Source organism: Oceanobacillus manasiensis (assembly GCF_000724085.1).
GTDB classification, from domain to species: domain Bacteria; phylum Bacillota; class Bacilli; order Bacillales; family Amphibacillaceae; genus Oceanobacillus_B; species Oceanobacillus_B manasiensis.
This window is the reverse complement of the sequence record NZ_CCDL010000002.1, coordinates 205,383-221,236: the sequence shown is the minus strand read 5'-3', so window position 1 is coordinate 221,236 and position 15,854 is coordinate 205,383. Positions and strand designations below refer to the sequence as shown.

Annotated in this window: 14 protein-coding genes, 1 other RNA gene and 1 other annotated feature; of the genes, 3 read left to right on the top strand and 12 right to left on the bottom strand. The window is 39.3% G+C overall.

Going from position 1 to position 15,854, the window contains the following annotated elements; translation table 11 throughout:
• Positions 1 to 417: 417 nt before the first annotated feature.
• The 7 genes from BN985_RS10225 to cymR form a co-directional block, all read right to left on the bottom strand.
• Entirely contained in the window at positions 418 to 1,506 is a 1,089-nt protein-coding gene (locus BN985_RS10225) for an AI-2E family transporter (RefSeq protein WP_042223372.1), read from the bottom strand.
• A 48-nt stretch (positions 1,507 to 1,554) separates the two neighbouring features.
• Positions 1,555 to 1,743, bottom strand: coding sequence for a hypothetical protein (locus tag BN985_RS10220; protein ID WP_198029998.1), 189 nt, complete (start codon positions 1,741 to 1,743; stop codon positions 1,555 to 1,557).
• 66 nt (positions 1,744 to 1,809) lie between these two features.
• A complete protein-coding gene (recD2, locus tag BN985_RS10215; RefSeq protein ID WP_042223370.1) occupies positions 1,810 to 4,122 on the bottom strand; it encodes an SF1B family DNA helicase RecD2 in 2,313 nt (770 codons plus the stop codon).
• A 19-nt stretch (positions 4,123 to 4,141) separates the two neighbouring features.
• A complete protein-coding gene (locus BN985_RS10210) occupies positions 4,142 to 4,804 on the bottom strand; it encodes a tetratricopeptide repeat protein (protein ID WP_042223369.1) in 663 nt (220 codons plus the stop codon).
• A gap of 15 nt (positions 4,805 to 4,819) precedes the next feature.
• Entirely contained in the window at positions 4,820 to 5,932 is a 1,113-nt protein-coding gene (mnmA, locus tag BN985_RS10205; RefSeq protein ID WP_042223368.1) for a tRNA 2-thiouridine(34) synthase MnmA, read from the bottom strand.
• Between the two features lie 15 nt (positions 5,933 to 5,947).
• A complete protein-coding gene (locus BN985_RS10200; RefSeq protein WP_042223367.1) occupies positions 5,948 to 7,090 on the bottom strand; it encodes a cysteine desulfurase family protein in 1,143 nt (380 codons plus the stop codon).
• Between the two features lie 88 nt (positions 7,091 to 7,178).
• The gene (gene cymR / locus BN985_RS10195; protein WP_042223366.1) at positions 7,179 to 7,598 is read right to left on the bottom strand and encodes a cysteine metabolism transcriptional regulator CymR; all 420 of its coding nucleotides are present in this window, start codon (positions 7,596 to 7,598) and stop codon (positions 7,179 to 7,181) included.
• A 237-nt stretch (positions 7,599 to 7,835) separates the two neighbouring features.
• Between cymR and BN985_RS10190 the strand changes: the two genes are divergently transcribed.
• Both BN985_RS10190 and BN985_RS10185 read left to right on the top strand, forming a co-directional pair.
• Positions 7,836 to 9,110, top strand: a complete 1,275-nt coding sequence (locus BN985_RS10190; RefSeq protein ID WP_042223365.1) for a replication-associated recombination protein A — start codon at positions 7,836 to 7,838, stop codon at positions 9,108 to 9,110.
• Positions 9,111 to 9,324: 214 nt separating this feature from the next.
• Positions 9,325 to 9,987: an RsfA family transcriptional regulator gene (locus tag BN985_RS10185; RefSeq protein ID WP_042223364.1), complete on the top strand. Its 663-nt coding sequence runs from the start codon at positions 9,325 to 9,327 to the stop codon at positions 9,985 to 9,987.
• A gap of 226 nt (positions 9,988 to 10,213) precedes the next feature.
• Here BN985_RS10185 and ssrS read toward each other — a convergent pair.
• The 4 genes from ssrS to BN985_RS19230 all read right to left on the bottom strand — a co-directional run bounded on the left by ssrS (position 10,214) and on the right by BN985_RS19230 (position 14,086).
• Positions 10,214 to 10,403, bottom strand: a non-coding RNA gene (gene ssrS / locus BN985_RS10180) — 6S RNA.
• An 80-nt stretch (positions 10,404 to 10,483) separates the two neighbouring features.
• Positions 10,484 to 12,259, bottom strand: coding sequence for an aspartate--tRNA ligase (gene aspS, locus BN985_RS10175; RefSeq protein WP_042223363.1), 1,776 nt, complete (start codon positions 12,257 to 12,259; stop codon positions 10,484 to 10,486).
• Complete coding sequence (gene hisS / locus BN985_RS10170) at positions 12,252 to 13,541, bottom strand: histidine--tRNA ligase (RefSeq protein ID WP_042223362.1); 1,290 nt, start codon at positions 13,539 to 13,541, stop codon at positions 12,252 to 12,254. The genes aspS and hisS overlap by 8 nt, the downstream gene beginning before the upstream one ends.
• Before the next feature lie 101 nt (positions 13,542 to 13,642).
• Positions 13,643 to 13,861, bottom strand: a binding site (T-box leader).
• Positions 13,862 to 13,912: 51 nt separating this feature from the next.
• The gene (locus tag BN985_RS19230) at positions 13,913 to 14,086 is read right to left on the bottom strand and encodes a hypothetical protein (protein ID WP_198029997.1); all 174 of its coding nucleotides are present in this window, start codon (positions 14,084 to 14,086) and stop codon (positions 13,913 to 13,915) included.
• A gap of 112 nt (positions 14,087 to 14,198) precedes the next feature.
• Here BN985_RS19230 and BN985_RS10165 point away from each other — a divergent pair, with 112 nt between their 5' ends.
• A complete protein-coding gene (locus BN985_RS10165) occupies positions 14,199 to 15,242 on the top strand; it encodes an N-acetylmuramoyl-L-alanine amidase (RefSeq protein WP_052360669.1) in 1,044 nt (347 codons plus the stop codon).
• Positions 15,243 to 15,404: 162 nt separating this feature from the next.
• On the opposite strand, the gene dtd is transcribed toward BN985_RS10165, so the two are convergent.
• A complete protein-coding gene (dtd, locus tag BN985_RS10160; RefSeq protein ID WP_042223361.1) occupies positions 15,405 to 15,848 on the bottom strand; it encodes a D-aminoacyl-tRNA deacylase in 444 nt (147 codons plus the stop codon).
• Positions 15,849 to 15,854: the final 6 nt, after the last annotated feature.

Sequence of the window (15,854 nt, the reverse complement as noted above, 5' to 3'; positions counted from 1 at the left end):
CTCCTATGTGTTTGTTTTTTTACTTAAAAACAAAAAAACTCCTCTCTGCATACATGCAGGGACGAGTCTAAATCGCGGTACCACCCTTATTATAAACAAGCTATTAGCCTGCTTATCACTTCATCATGGTAACGGTATGAAACCGACGGGGATTAACCGTACTCTGGTTTAGCATTCCATGCGTCTCTATTCAGGTTTCCTTTCAGCCTGGGGAAACCCTCTCTTATCAATCGACCTTCATGTACTGAGAACCTTCAACGTAATGGTTTTATAAGTATTGAAAGAAAAGCAGTGTAGAAAAGAAAATAAAAATTCCTATTTACTACTTCCTTTTTATTAGAGTTCAGCGATAGTATAGATAACTTTATAAGCAATGTCAAGAGCAAAAGCGCAGGGCATTCTTATAATGGTCAATAACTAAGGTCCTTTCTCTCTATCATTGACGTCATGATCGCTATAAAACAGATGTTTTATGATGACCTTAGACGTCGTAAATAATGGTACAGCAAGAATCATACCAAGTACACCGAACAGCTGACCACCTAGTAGTAATGCAAAAATAATGGCAATTGGGTGCATGTTAATGCTCTTCCCAACAATATATGGTGCAAGTAAGTTACTTTCAATTAATTGTAATACGAACACCGATAGAATAACAAATAACACCATTTTTCCTGACATTGTTAAGGCAATCGCAACCGCTGGCAATGCACCAATTATAGGTCCAAAATAAGGAATGATATTTGTAATGCCCATTATAATTGCTAGTAGCAGAGCATATTGCAGGCCAAGCAGTTGAAACAGTATAAAAGAGGTTATGCTTACAAATAGGCAAACAATTAACTGTCCTCGAATATAATTACCGATAGTTTCATCTACAGCTCTTACCATCTTACCAGCCCTAGATTTATGCTTTGCAGGTATATATTTTTTAATGTAGGATTTGATTTTATTGTCATCTTTGAGGAAATAAAATACAAGAACCGGAATAACCGTTATTACTACCATCATATCAAATATTTTTGTCGTGCTTTCTACGATATTGGAAAGCAATTCATTCACATAACCTTCGAGTCTAATGATAAGTTCATCAATCTTATCATGTACTGCTTCAGGTAAGAAGGAAGTATATTCATACATCTGATAGATAAGAGTTTCGTACATCCTGATAAATTGAGGCAGCTGTTCATTCAAATCTTTAATTTGTAATAAGATGACGGGGAAAACTCGATAGATTAGATAGCCTACACCGCCAAAGAATAATAAATATATCAGTAAAATTGCCAAGCCACGTGGTATTCCGAGTCTATGAATACGATTAATGACAGGGAAAAGTAAGTATGCTATAAAACAAGCAATTATAAATGGGGCGAATAAATGCCATGAAAATGAAAACACAGCTCCATATAATGGAAATAACTTTACCATTAAATATACAAATAAAAAAAGAAAAATACCAAAGATTAACCAGTAGAGAATAGTTAATCCCTTCCTGTCTTTGAACATAGTCAGTCCCCCTCACATATTACATACACCATTTCATACGTGAGGTGGCTACCATTGTATTTTTCTTTCTTCCTGGGAAAATAGATCATCTAACGAACTAAGCGAGCCATCCGCTTCAACCTGGTGAACGGTTAACTCATCGTTAACAATCGACATTTCAATAAAACACGTCCAGCAATAATACTGCTGTACACCAATTTTGCCAATATCCCTGCCATTACAATTCGGACAACGCATTACCTCAAGCCCCTTCAACATAAAACTTATTAAGCTAGGCTTTCCCGAATTGCTTGAAAATATACATTACATAAAATCATAGGGCGAAATATTGTCTTCTTCGTGTTCTTCACTGACATCCAACGGTTTTTCAAGTCTTGCTTGCAGTTGTTCTTTTAAAGCAGAATAGCGCTTGTTAGTGTCCATTGTTTCAATGCCGCGAACGAACGCACGCTGCTCCCCACAAATAATAAGAGATTGTTTACTTCTAGTAATTGCTGTATACAATAAATTCTTTCGTAGCATACGGTTATATGCAGACACTACTGGCAAAATAACGATCGGAAATTCACTACCTTGTGATTTATGAATTGAAATACAGTAGGCATGCATAATATTTGTATAGTCTTTCCTTTCATACACCACTTCTTTTTCATCATAAACGATGACAAGTTGTTCCACATTATCTGTGTTTTCATCTTCTGTAAAAATGGCCACAACCTCACCGATGTCTCCATTATATACCCCGTCCTCAGGTTGGTTAACGAGCTGAATCACTTTGTCTCCTACGCGGAACACTGCATCCTGTGTGCGGACCTCCCGCTTTTGTGGAGTTTTTGGGTTTATTAACTTTTGAAGCTCTTTGTTAATCATTGTTATGCCTGCCTGAGACCGATACATTGGTGCAAGCACCTGGATATCTCGTACCTCAATACCTTTACCCATTGCCTTAGAGAAAATCTTTACAATGACGTCTAGTAGCTGTGGCTCATAGCAAGAGATGTAGCTAAAATCTTTATCATTTTCCAGGTTAGTCGCCTGATCATTTTTAATCTCGTGGGCAAGTTGAATGATTTTGGAACCTTCTTTTTGTCGATAAACTTCTGTTAAGCGCACAAAGGGAATATATCCACTACTAAGCAAATCAGACAGTACCTGGCCCGGCCCTACCGACGGTAGCTGATCCTCATCTCCAACAATTAATACCTGCATGTCCTTAGGGATTGCTTTAAACAAACTATTTGCAAGCCAAATATCTACCATAGAAAATTCATCGATAATTAAAAATTTCCCATCAAGTTGTTCGCTTTCTCCTTTTTCAAAACCACTTACCCCATCCCAGCCAAGCAGGCGATGAATGGTAACAGCGGGGAGCCCTGTTGATTCTGTTAATCGCTTTGCTGCACGGCCAGTTGGTGCTGTAAGGATAAACGGATAATCTGATCGATCTTCATAATCCTCTTTATTTAACGAGAGATTATGAATGGTGGCATACGCATTTAATATACCTTTCACTACGGTTGTTTTCCCTGTCCCCGGCCCACCAGTCAATATCATCATTTTAGAATGGATTGCCTGATTGATCGCTTCAAACTGTTCTTTTCCGTAGCTTAACACTTCCTCTTCTTCCATCGATCCGATGATCTTCATTAATTCTGCGGTTGGTGTCTCATGATCCGTCTCTTCACTCATAATTCGTTTTACCTGTGCAGCAAAACCATCTTCTGCATAATAAAGTGAAGGCAAATAAACATTGCCCTCTTGAAGGATAATCTTTTTCTCTGTGTTTAACTCTGTCAGTCTGTTGTGAATGACATCATGTGTTAAGTCCACTGTTGCTAGCAAATCGAGAACTCGCGCCGTACATTCATCCATTGGCATATAAACGTTGCCTTCCTGAACGCTTTTTTGCAACACATAAATACAGCCTGCTCCAATACGATTAGGATGTGTGGGGGCAAGCCCATTTCTTCCGGCTATCTCATCAGCGGTTTGAAATCCAAACCCTTCAATATCAAACACATAACGATAAGGATCCTCTTCCAAAATGTCAATTGCTTCTTCTTTATAAGCCTGATAAATTTTCTGTGCCATTTTCAAACCAATATGATAGGTTGCAAGATGAACAACGACATGTTCAAAGCCCTGGTTTTCCTGCAGTGTTCTAGCAAGAGATTCCGCCTTCTCTTTTTTTATCCCTGGGACCCCCTCTAAAACCTTGGGATCATTCAGGATTTTTGAGATAGCACTTTCTCCAAGCTTTCCTACTATTTTTTCGGCTGTTTTTTCGCCAATCCCGTAAAAAATATCGCTGGAAAGATATGCTACCAACCCATCCTTCGTATCTGGAATGAACGTTTTATAGGAATGAACATTATACTGCAGTCCAAATTTAGCATGCTTTTCAAATTCTCCGTAAAAAAAGTAAGGTGTATTTTCCTGGAGAGTTGAAAAATATCCCTTTGCAACAACATCCTTCTCTTGAAAATCTTCATCTGTTTCCAGTATTCTAATTTTGGCAATAGAAAAATGCTCTGACTCATTATGAAAAATGGTGTAGACTAGTTCTCCTTTTATATAGCCAACTTTTTCTTCCTCGGAATGCCTGCCCATTTCCATTTAACACAACCCCACAATCTTACATTTCACTTAATAACTGTTCTGCGTTTTTCTTTCCGTTCTGTGCCAGAACATGATCCGGCTGAGCTTCAAGCGCACGTTCAAAATGCTCCAACCCTTTATTTATCTTATCTTCAAATAGCGCAATAACTCCAAGGTTATAGTGTGCATCACTATGTGCACCATTCAAACGGATGACTTTGCCGAAAACCGAACCAGCATCCGAGATGTGATCACTTTGTGCTAGTGCCAGTCCGTATTGAAAGAGAATTTCCTCATCCTCTGGTGCCAGTTCAGACGCTCTAAGCAAATAAGGAAGTGCTAGCTTATCGTGCTCCTGTTGCAAGAATGTCATACCAAGCATATAGTACACGTCTGCTTCTTCTAAACCAAGTTCAATAGCCTTTTGGTAATTCACCTGTGCTTTTCCGTAATTAGCTTGTTCAACATATAAATTACCTAAGCCATAGTAAGCAGTAGCAGCCTGCTCATCTAGTTCGATGGCCTTTTCAAAAAAACGTTGGGCACGTTCTTGGTCATTTACGTGCAATAGTAAATTACCAAAGTTAATGTATCCAACAGGATCATTCGGCTTCTCTTCGATTACTTCCGTAAAAAGAGCGGCTGCCTCTTCAAACTTATTCTCTTGCATATGAGCAATGGCCTGCTTATTTTTATCCATCGTAAAACCCCTTACTTATCCAACATAATTTAGTGCTTTTTCATCTTTTAAAATCTCATCTATGGTACCGCCACCTAGACAAACTTCACCATCATAAAATACAACAACTTGCCCTGGTGTAATAGCACGTTCCATTTCAGCAAAATCAACTCTTACTTTACCATCTTCCAGCACTGAAACCGTAACCTTGCTATCTTTTTGACGGTATCTAAATTTAGCCGTACATGTGAATGTGTTTTCTACTCTATCCTTGTTAATCCAATTTAAATCAGTTGCTATTAGTCCGTCAGAGTACAGGGACTCATGAGAATATCCTTGCTCAACATAGAGAATGTTATCATTCAGATTTTTACCGACGACAAACCAAGGATCTCCAGCTCCACCAATTCCAAGGCCTTGACGTTGACCAATTGTATAGTACATTAAGCCATCATGTTTTCCTTTTGTTTCTCCAGATAATGTCTTCATTTCCCCGGGTTGTGCTGGCAAGTACTCACTCAAAAACTCTTTAAAATTCCGTTCGCCAATAAAGCAAATTCCTGTACTGTCCTTTTTATCTGCCGTTACTAGATCATGTTTTTTCGCTATTTCTCTAACCTCAGATTTTGGAAGGTGCCCTAGTGGGAACATCACTTTCTCTAACACTTCTTCTGTCAATTGGTTTAAGAAGTATGTTTGATCTTTATTGTCGTCCACACCACGAAGCATTTCAACTCGTCCATCTGTTTCACGTACTTGTGCATAATGACCTGTTGCCAAATAATCTGCACCGAGTGAAATAGCGTGATCTAGAAAAGCCTTAAACTTTATTTCTTTATTACACATCACATCTGGGTTTGGTGTTCTACCAGCTTTATATTCATCCAAGAAATAAGTGAATACTTTATCCCAATATTGTTTCTCAAAGTTAACCGCATAGTAAGGAATATCTAATTGGTTACACACTCGTACAACGTCATCATAATCCTCTGTTGCTGTACAAACTCCAAATTCATCGGTGTCATCCCAGTTTTTCATAAATATCCCGACTACATCATAACCTTGTTGTTTTAATAATAAAGCTGCAACAGAGGAATCTACTCCACCGCTCATTCCTACTACAACTCTTGTATCTTCTTTTCTTTTCATTTTCATTCATCCTTTTTATGAAACTAACCGTTTTACTATTTTGGACACTCTTTCTGCAGCTTCTTCTACATTTTCCTTTGTATTCGCAAGGCCAAAGCTAAATCGTATAGAATTAGTTGTACATGGATGTCCTTCTCCAAACATCGCACTAAGTACGTGGGAGGGCTCAACTGAACCTGCCGTACAAGCACTGCCGCTTGAAGCAGCTATTCCGCTCAGATCAAAATTAGTGAGAAGCGCTTCGACATTGGTTCCAGGAAAACTAATATTTATAATAGAAGCAATCGCAGATTCCGGATCGCCATTTATAGCAAAATCTATTTCATTATTTTTTAGTGTTTGTACGAAGTGATCCTTAAAGCTTCGATAAAGTTTATTTCTCTCCTGCCGTTTCTCCATAGCTATTTCAACTGCTCGTTTAAAGCCAACAATAGCCGGAACATTTTCTGTTCCTGGACGACGTTTCCGTTCCTGTTCTCCACCAAATTGCAATGCCTGTATTGCAATACCTTCCTTCACATAAAGAAAGGCGATTCCTTTAGGGCCATTTATTTTATGGGAAGAAACGGTGAGCATATCAATGCTCATTTCCTTTACATTCAAGTCCAGTAGTCCATATGCTTGGACTGCATCTGTATGAAAGTATGCCTGATGTTGGCTCACTAGTTTTGCGGCTTCTTCAATTGGCTGTATAATTCCCGTCTCATTATTTACAAACATAATAGACACTAGAATCGTATCCTCACGAAGAGAGGAACGTAAATCCTCAACAGCTATTTTACCGTCCTCATAAATCGGTAAATAGGTAACTTCAAACCCCATTTGCTCCAGTTTATTTGCAGTATGCAATGTTGCATGATGTTCCTGGCTTACCGTGATAATATGTTTTCCTTTATGCTGGTTAGCTAAGGCCGTCCCAATTAAAGCCATATTATCTGCCTCTGTACCACCACTTGTAAAAGTGAGTTCTTTTTCATTAGCATGGATGCTTCCTGCTAATACCCTTCTTGCTTCATCCAGTTGCTGTCTCGCTTTTCTGCCAAACGAATGAACACTGGACGGGTTACCAAAAACATCTGTATATATCGGATTCATAGCAGCAATTACATCTTCGTGCATCGGGCTTGTGGCAGCGTGATCCAAATAAATTTGTTCCATTGTAATCGATCCTTCCAACAATTTATCTCAAATTGGTTCACCTAACAGATGGTGAGAGAGTAATACCCGCACCAACTGAAGTTTCACCTTATATATAAAACATGTAGCCTTCTTCAGGCTGCTCCCCATTATGGTTCGCCAAATCCTCTAGTGTTGTAGTATCCAAAACATCTTTCACTGCATCTCTAATTCGCATCCACAGTGCTTGCTTTGCAGGCTCCTCGTCTTCAATGCCTTCTACTGGGGTGATTGGCCCTTCTAAAACTCGGATGATGTCTCCTGCATTAATAGTGTTTGGTTCCTTTGCCAGGATATATCCTCCATATGCACCTCGAATGCTTTTAATAAGCCCCGCGTTTCTTAAGGGGGATGCTAACTGCTCCAAATAGTGCTCTGATAAATCATTTTCTTTTGCAATATTTTTTAATGAGGTCGGCCCATTACCGTGCTTTTTAGCTAAATCAATCATAATGGTTAGACCATATCTTCCTTTAGTTGATATCTTCACTTGTTACACCTCTATTTTAAGTACAATGCTATCCTATTTATACATGATAGTATAGCACGAATCTTGTCTTTCTTGCATTTTATCGGCATCATGCTTAAGCTAAGATTAGACATATCTATTACTCATGTAACACTTTAACCGGTAGGTGTCTGACTGGTCTACTGAGGTAGAATAAAGCAATAGAATATGTAGCTTTTTTGAGAAGAATTTACTATTTTACTATAGAGGGCGGTATAAATGAAACAGAAACCACTTGCCTATCGGATGAGGCCTGCAAACATTTATGAAATAATTGGACAAGAGCATTTGGTAGGAGAAGGAAAAATAATTTTTAGAATGGTAGAAGCTAACCGATTAGCATCCATGATATTATTTGGCCCACCCGGTACTGGAAAAACTTCTATGGCCCAGGCTCTTGCTAAAAGCCTTGGATTACCTGTAAAAAAACTTAACGCTGTGACAGATAAGAAGAAAGATATGGAAATTGCTGTAGAAGAAGCAAAAATGCGTGGTCAGCTTGTCTTAATTTTAGATGAAGTACATCGATTGGATAAGGCCAAACAGGACTTTCTACTTCCTCACCTAGAAAGTAATTTGATTACACTGATTGGCTGCACAACGAGCAATCCCTACCATTCGATTAATCCAGCGATCAGGAGTAGGTGTCATTTATTCGAGCTTCATCGGTTATCCCAGGACCACGTCAAGGTAGCCATCATGAGAGCAATTCAAGATGACCAGGAAGGCTTTGGTGACCTATCAATAGAGCTAACAGATGAGGCATTAAGTCATTTCTCCGGGAGTGCTAATGGAGATATGCGTTCAGCGTTAAATGGCCTTGAACTCGCTGTTGCTTCCACTCCTGCAAACAGCGACGGGCAAATCGCAATTGACTTAAATATAGCGGAAGAGTGTATGCAGAAGAAAAGTTTTTCTCATGATAAAGGTGGTGACGCCCATTATGACGTGCTCTCAGCATTTCAAAAATCAATACGTGGTAGTGATGTCGATGCGGCGCTCCATTATTTAGGTAGGTTAATTGAAGCAGGAGATCTTGACAGTATTGCACGTAGAATGATTGTGACTGCCTATGAAGATATCGGTCTTGCCAATCCACAAGCTGGTCCGCGTGCAATCGCAGCAGTACAGGCAGCAGAGCGTTTAGGCTTCCCAGAAGCTCGTATTCCCTTGTCAGTTGCTATAGTAGAATTATGTCTTTCCCCCAAATCGAACACAGCTTATAAAGCGTTGGATGAAGCACTTGCCGATATTCATGCAGGAAAAAGCGGAGAAATCCCAGCACATTTAAAAGATTCACATTATCAGGGGGCTAACAAGATTGGACGTGGGATTGATTATAAGTATCCTCATAATTATGAACAAGCTTGGGTAGACCAGCAATACTTACCAGATTCTATTAAAAACAAACACTACTATCATCCGAAATCTACAGGAAAATTCGAGGCGGCCATGAAACAAGTTCATGAGAAACTTCAAAGCGAGAAAAAATAAGAAACTTCTATTGCTTTCAAGTAGCTTTTATAGTGTTCTACCTGTTTTCTCCTCTCTGCAATAGAGGCCACGAATAGAAAAAATGTTGTTTAAAAGCTTACATTATTTAGATTAGTACTCATAATAAAGGTATAAAAATACTCCTTATCGGTAAAGCTAACATTATAAAACAAGAAATCTATGATTATTTTTATCGATGAAGGAGTTGAACCAAATGGTTAAGGTAAGACAAGATGCTTGGTCACATGAGGATGACTTATTGTTAGCAGAGACTGTTTTGCGTCATATTAGAGAAGGTAGCACCCAATTAAATGCTTTTGAAGAGGTTGGGGACAAATTAAACCGCACTTCAGCTGCATGTGGATTTCGCTGGAATGCAGAGGTTCGTACAAAGTATGACAATGCTATTGATCTGGCAAAAAGACAGAGAAAAGAGAAGAAACGTGCATTGGCTGGGCATTCTACACGTGTTATTAAACCCGTTGCACAGATCACTGCACCCTCAACCGAGAGTGACTACCAACCTCTAGAGCAAACACCATCAGTAGTTGAAAATGCGCCAATCACAATGGATACTGTGATACGCTTTTTAAAAGATGTAAAAAAAGACTACTATGCTTCTAATCAATCAAAAGCTTCTCTTGCACAAATGCAACAAGAGAATACGAAACTAAAAGAAGAAGTAAAAGAATTAAGTCAGCAATTAAAACAAACAGAAAGTCAGCTAGCAACAGTTCAAGAGGATTACCAGGTGTTTATCCAGATTATGGATAGGGCCAGAAAAATGACTGTCTTGGAGGAAAGCGGAGTGTCATCTTCCCCCACATTCCGGATGGACAAAAATGGAAACCTCCAGCAGCTTGCGCAAGGAAATTAATAAATAGAGTAAGCGGCAGTTTAGAAGCGTAGCAAGTGGAACGAATCAACTAGGATAAAGGGAGACTAGACCTCTATTTCACCAGTCGAAAAGTCTTCTTTATCGTTGGGCGTTTTGAGAAGTCGCATCGTTTCTAGGCTATGAGAGTGGACACTGCTGATCCCCTCATAGAATGATATGATGAAAAACGAAACCCCCTGTAGAAAATCTACAGGGGGTTTATTTATGTAATCCCGATTGTGCCGTCCGGTAACAAGTTTTGATCCCGCTCATGGCAGGTGGGTGCTCTGTTCTGCATGTGTTATGCTTCCTCGCCACAAAAGGGAGGCATGCACGCAATACAGAAACGAAAACAAGCTCCCAAATAATCAGTTGTTCGGTCAAACACTTTATTCAGACGAACACATCAGGATTATTCGCTTCATTCAATTGTAAATTTATCTTAACATACATCCCATTGCTTTTCAACGGAATTATATTGTTTTAGATCTTACACTTATTCTGTAGTTGCTTTTTCAGTTAATCCAATTGAAAGCTCATCTAACTGCACATGGCTTACTCGACTAGGTGCTTCTGTAAGTAAGTCAGATGCAGAAGCTGTTTTCGGAAACAGGATGGTGTCCCGTAAATTCGTTCTTCCTGCCAATAGCATTATAATTCTATCCAATCCTAGTGCCACACCACCATGTGGAGGTGCACCATATTCCAGTGCCTCCATTAAGAAACCAAATTGTTCATTTGCTTCTTCCTCAGTAAAACCTAAGACACGAAACATTTGCTGTTGTTGTTCCTTTTTATGAATACGAACGGATCCACCTCCAAGCTCATAACCGTTCAATACAAGATCATAAGCATTGGCCCGGACATTTCCTGGGTCTGTCTCCAGCAAGGAAGCATCTTCCTCAACAGGTGAGGTGAATGGATGATGTGCAGCGAAATATCTACCAAGCTCTTCATCATACTCAAGCAGTGGCCAATCTGTTACCCATAGGAAGTTAAATAAACGATTGTCAATAAGATCGAGATCTTTTCCAAGTTTTAAGCGTAGAGCACCAAGACTGTCGTATACGATACTGGTTTTATCAGATCCGAATAGAAGTAAATCTCCATCTTCAACCTCTGCCGCCTTTTTAAGCCCTTCTACTTCATTTTCAGTTAAAAACTTAGCAATTGGTCCTTTTAATGCATTATCTTCTGCTTTCAGCCAGGCCATTCCTTTTGCACCATACACCTTAACAAATTCTGTTAGTTTATCAATATCTTTTCTTGAATAATTAGCTGCCTGCCCTTTTACGTTTAACAGACAAACTTTCCCACCAGATTCGATAGCACTTTTAAACACTTTAAAGTCAGAGTTTGCTAACACATCTGTCACATGTGTAAGTTCCATTCCAAAGCGTGAATCTGGTTTATCAGATCCATACCTAGCCATCGCTTCATTATATGGCATTCTTGGAAGTGGTAGAGAGATATCAAGGTCCTTGACTTCTTTCATGACCTGTTTCATCATTTCCTCTGTCATAGCCATAATGTCATCACTTGTCATAAAGGATGTTTCAATATCAATCTGTGTGAACTCTGGTTGACGGTCTGCTCTTAGATCTTCATCCCGAAAACAGCGTGCAATTTGGTAATACTTTTCAAATCCACCCATCATAATTAACTGCTTAAACAATTGGGGAGATTGGGGTAAAGCATAAAATTCTCCTGCATGAACCCTGCTTGGCACAAGATAGTCTCTTGCTCCTTCTGGTGTGCTTTTTGTTAAAATCGGTGTTTCCATCTCAAGAAAATCATTGTTATTTAAATAATTTCTCACTGCCTGTGTTGTTTTATGACGCAGCTTAAATGTTTCTTGAAGTGGCCCTCTGCGCAGATCCATGTAACGATACTTCAATCGCAAATCCTCTGATACATCTGTTTCATCCTGGATAACAAAAGGAGGTGTTTTTGCTTTATTAATAATAGTTAGTTCATTTGCAAGTACTTCGATTGTTCCAGTGTTCATATTCGGGTTTACCGTGGATGGGTCTCTTTTTACTACATTTCCTTTTATTTCAACTACGTATTCCGTTCTTACTGCCTCGGCAGTCTCCAATGCATTCTTTGAAATATCTGGATTAAAAACAACTTGTACGAGTCCTGACTTATCACGAAGATCAATAAAAATGAGGCCTCCAAGATCCCGTCTTTTCTGTACCCAACCTTTTAGTAATACGGATTGCTCAATATGAGCATCGCGTAGCGTTCCTGCATAAACTCTTTCACTCATTTCCTGTGCCTCCCTGCAACGTTTCTTTCATGTATGAAACAACTTCTTGTAGCTTGACTTCTATTTGATCGCCTGTCTCCAGGTTTTTAACATTTATCATCTGCTTCTCTAACTCCCCATCTCCTAGCACTAGCACATAGCTACTGTTAAAGCGGTCAGCAGATTTAAATTGCGCCTTCATTTTACGTCCGAGGTAATCCTTTTCTGCTTTGATTCCAACAGCTCGAAGTTCATGAAGAATTCTTACAGACTCTTTTTCAGCTTGTTCGCCCAAAGCGACAACATAACAATCTAATTGCTCCTCTATTGCGACTTGCTTACCTTCAGCTTCAAGTGCCATTAGAAGGCGTTCAAATCCCATTCCAAAGCCAATTCCCGGTGTGTCAGGACCGCCTAGTTCTTCAACAAGGCCATTATATCTGCCGCCACCCGCTAAAGTTGTAATTGCACCAAAGCCCTCCGCTTCACTCATGATTTCGAAAGCTGTGTGATTATAATAATCAAGTCCTCTAACAAGATTTTTATCAACTTCATACTCAATGTCCATCATAGTTAAATAGCTTTTAACCTGTTCAAAGTATTCCCTTGATTCATCATTTAAGTAGTCTAAGATAGATGGAGCATTTTTCATCGCAGGGTGTTCCCTGTCTTTTTTACAATCTAAAATCCTTAGTGGATTTTGTTTCAGTCTTGTTTGGCAATCTTCACATAGTTCATTCTTTACAGGTGTGAAGTGTTCTACTAGCGCGTTACGGTGGTTGTCTCTGCTTTCACTATCACCGAGTGAATTTATGACTAATTTCAGGGAACTCAATCCGACTTCTTTATAACAAGTCATGGCCAAATCAATCACCTCTGCATCCACTGCAGGATCAGCACTTCCAAGCACCTCTACCCCGAACTGGTTTAATTGACGCATTCTTCCTTTTTGTGGGCGTTCGTAACGGAACATTGGCGCGAAATAATATAGTTTTGTTGGCTGGATAGGATTACCAAATAATTTGTTTTCCACATATGCACGGGCAACAGATGCTGTCCCTTCTGGTCTGAGGGTTAGACTCCGACCTCCTCTATCTTCAAAGGTATACATTTCCTTTTGGACAATGTCTGTAGAATCGCCTACACCGCGTTGAAATACTTCGGTGTGCTCAAAAACTGGTGTTCGGATTTCGTTAAAATTGTAACGATCACAAATATCTTTTATTTTCTTCTCGGCATACTGCCATTTCCTCGTATTTTCTGGAAGTAAGTCCACGGTACCTCTTGGAGCCTTCATATTCATTGCTAATCCTCCTATATAAGATCATTTAATAAAACACTATTATTTTTCTGTGAAGCTCGCGTATCTTCTAAAAAAACATAAAAAACTCCCGTCCCTTATAAATAAGGGACGGGAGTTTACCCGCGTTGCCACCCTAGTTGATGCAATTATGCTGCACCCGCTCTTCACAGTTAACGCCTGCAAAACGTTTATACTTACATATCAGCATAAAGCCTCGGGAGTGTCTTTCGTTGAGCCATCAAGTGAAAATGCTCTCAGCCTATGGCATTTTCTCTCTTGTTTATGTGGAACTCCACTACTTTTTCCGTCATCGGTTCTAATATTCGTGTATTATGGAATGATTATTATATTAATTGCTACATGGAGGATTGTCAAGCACGATTCAATTTTTTCTTCAGCATTTTCACTTCACCCAAGGAAATTCCAAATTCTTGGGCTATTTCCATATGATTAGCGTGTCCTTCCATCTCTACAAATTGATGCAGATTCACACCAACCCATTCTTTGTTATTGGTTGAAGTCCATTGTTTCTCACCATATCGCATGCATTTTCCCCTCCAAGATCGTCTAAAATTTCCTTGCTTAACATTAGTTTTGCCTAAACGGTCTGTTTTTATTATACTTTGTGTAAGAGTACATAATTTAGGAGGAACTATTTTGCGTATAGATAAAAAATGGTTCGCTTTTATCAGTTTAGCAGTAATTTGGGTTGCTTTTCCTTTTACAATAACAGCTGATGAAGTAGAACTTACAGGGGACGAAATAAATATACGGAGCGGTCCTGGTACGGAACATGATGTAATCGGGAGCGGAGTTTCCGGAGATACTTACGAGTTACTTGAAGAGCAAGGAGATTGGGTGAAAATTAAACTTGAAAATGCAGAGGGGTGGGTATCAAGCTCATTTACAGCGTTGATAAAGGATGAAATCACTGAAGCTAGTTCTGAGTCAGTAAGTAGCCTATCAATCCCTCATGACAATACTCATATCCGCTCCGAACCGTCCACAGATGGAGAAATAGTGGGCTTTGCTGAAAAAGGGGATTCATTTGATGTTTTGGACGAACAGAAAGAGTGGATCGAGGTAACCAATGATTCCTTAACCGGCTTTATTTCGAAACGACTTATAGAAAAGGGATCTGTTTCATCAACTTCGGACTTTAAAAATAAAACCATAGTTATCGACGCTGGACATGGGGGACGAGATGTGGGAGCGATTGGCGCTACCGACGTGTTGGAGAAGGATATAACATTTCTCACTGCACAGGAATTGGCAAGTGAACTTAGGATGCTCGGGGCAGAAGTATTGCTGACCAGATCCGAAGATGAATTTATTTCACTCGGAAGTAGAGTAAGCTATGCCAACATGATAGATACAGACGCTTTTATTAGCATTCATTACAATAGCATACCTGAACATCCTGATGTCACTGGGATCAACACCTATTTTTATAAAGGAAAAAATGAAGTGCTTGCCTCTTATATTCAGTCAGGAATAGTGAAGGAGACGGAGGCAAAAGACAGAGGGGTAGCACATGGCAATTTTCTTGTCATCCGACAAACCTTGCAGCCATCTGTATTGCTAGAACTTGGTTTCCTCTCCAATCCTGAAAAAGAATCCTTACTAGGAACCGTTGCTTACCAAAAGAAACTAGTAACCGGTATTGTTAACGGCTTAGGTAAATACTTTGCAAATGAGTGATCGAAAGACGATTTATTATTGGCTTAAGGAAAATACAACGCTAAAAAATGTATGGTACAGACGATAAGATATAAAAAAAGCTGGACGAATTCGAATGATTACTCGAACAATCGTTCAGCTTTTGCTTTTTCATAATTTTTTCCTTAAGATCCTTTATTACGCTTACTCTTTACTATCAATAAGAAGCGTTACTGGGCCACTATTTGTTAATTGTACATCCATCATCTCGCCAAACTTACCTGTTTCTACCTGAATATTCTCTTCTCTAACAAGCTCATTAAATTGTTTATAAAGCTTTAATGCAGCATCGGGCTTGGCAGCCTGCATGAAATTTGGTCTTCTACCTTTTCTTGTATCCCCATATAAAGTGAATTGCGAAATAGAGAGGAGACTCCCATCAATATCTTTTAATGACAAATTCATTTTCCCATCGTCATCCTCAAATATTCTGAGATAACTAATTTTTTTCACAAGGTATTTAGCATCCTCTATAGTATCATCGTGCGTTATTCCTACTAATACTACGAGGCCGTTGTCAATTCTTCCAACAACCTCGCCATCTACAGAAACGCTGGCTTCTCTGGCTCTTTGTATTACTGCTTTCATTACTAT

Coding starts and splice junctions, on each gene's coding strand:
- BN985_RS10225 (WP_042223372.1), bottom strand. CDS start 1,506: ATGTTCAAAGACAGGAAGGGATTAACTATTCTCTACTGGTTAATCTTT.
- BN985_RS10220 (WP_198029998.1), bottom strand. CDS start 1,743: ATGCGTTGTCCGAATTGTAATGGCAGGGATATTGGCAAAATTGGTGTA.
- recD2 (WP_042223370.1), bottom strand. CDS start 4,122: ATGGAAATGGGCAGGCATTCCGAGGAAGAAAAAGTTGGCTATATAAAA.
- BN985_RS10210 (WP_042223369.1), bottom strand. CDS start 4,804: ATGGATAAAAATAAGCAGGCCATTGCTCATATGCAAGAGAATAAGTTT.
- mnmA (WP_042223368.1), bottom strand. CDS start 5,932: ATGAAAAGAAAAGAAGATACAAGAGTTGTAGTAGGAATGAGCGGTGGA.
- BN985_RS10200 (WP_042223367.1), bottom strand. CDS start 7,090: ATGGAACAAATTTATTTGGATCACGCTGCCACAAGCCCGATGCACGAA.
- BN985_RS10190 (WP_042223365.1), top strand. CDS start 7,836: ATGAAACAGAAACCACTTGCCTATCGGATGAGGCCTGCAAACATTTAT.
- BN985_RS10185 (WP_042223364.1), top strand. CDS start 9,325: ATGGTTAAGGTAAGACAAGATGCTTGGTCACATGAGGATGACTTATTG.
- aspS (WP_042223363.1), bottom strand. CDS start 12,259: ATGAGTGAAAGAGTTTATGCAGGAACGCTACGCGATGCTCATATTGAG.
- hisS (WP_042223362.1), bottom strand. CDS start 13,541: ATGAATATGAAGGCTCCAAGAGGTACCGTGGACTTACTTCCAGAAAAT.
- BN985_RS19230 (WP_198029997.1), bottom strand. CDS start 14,086: ATGCGATATGGTGAGAAACAATGGACTTCAACCAATAACAAAGAATGG.
- dtd (WP_042223361.1), bottom strand. CDS start 15,848: ATGAAAGCAGTAATACAAAGAGCCAGAGAAGCCAGCGTTTCTGTAGAT.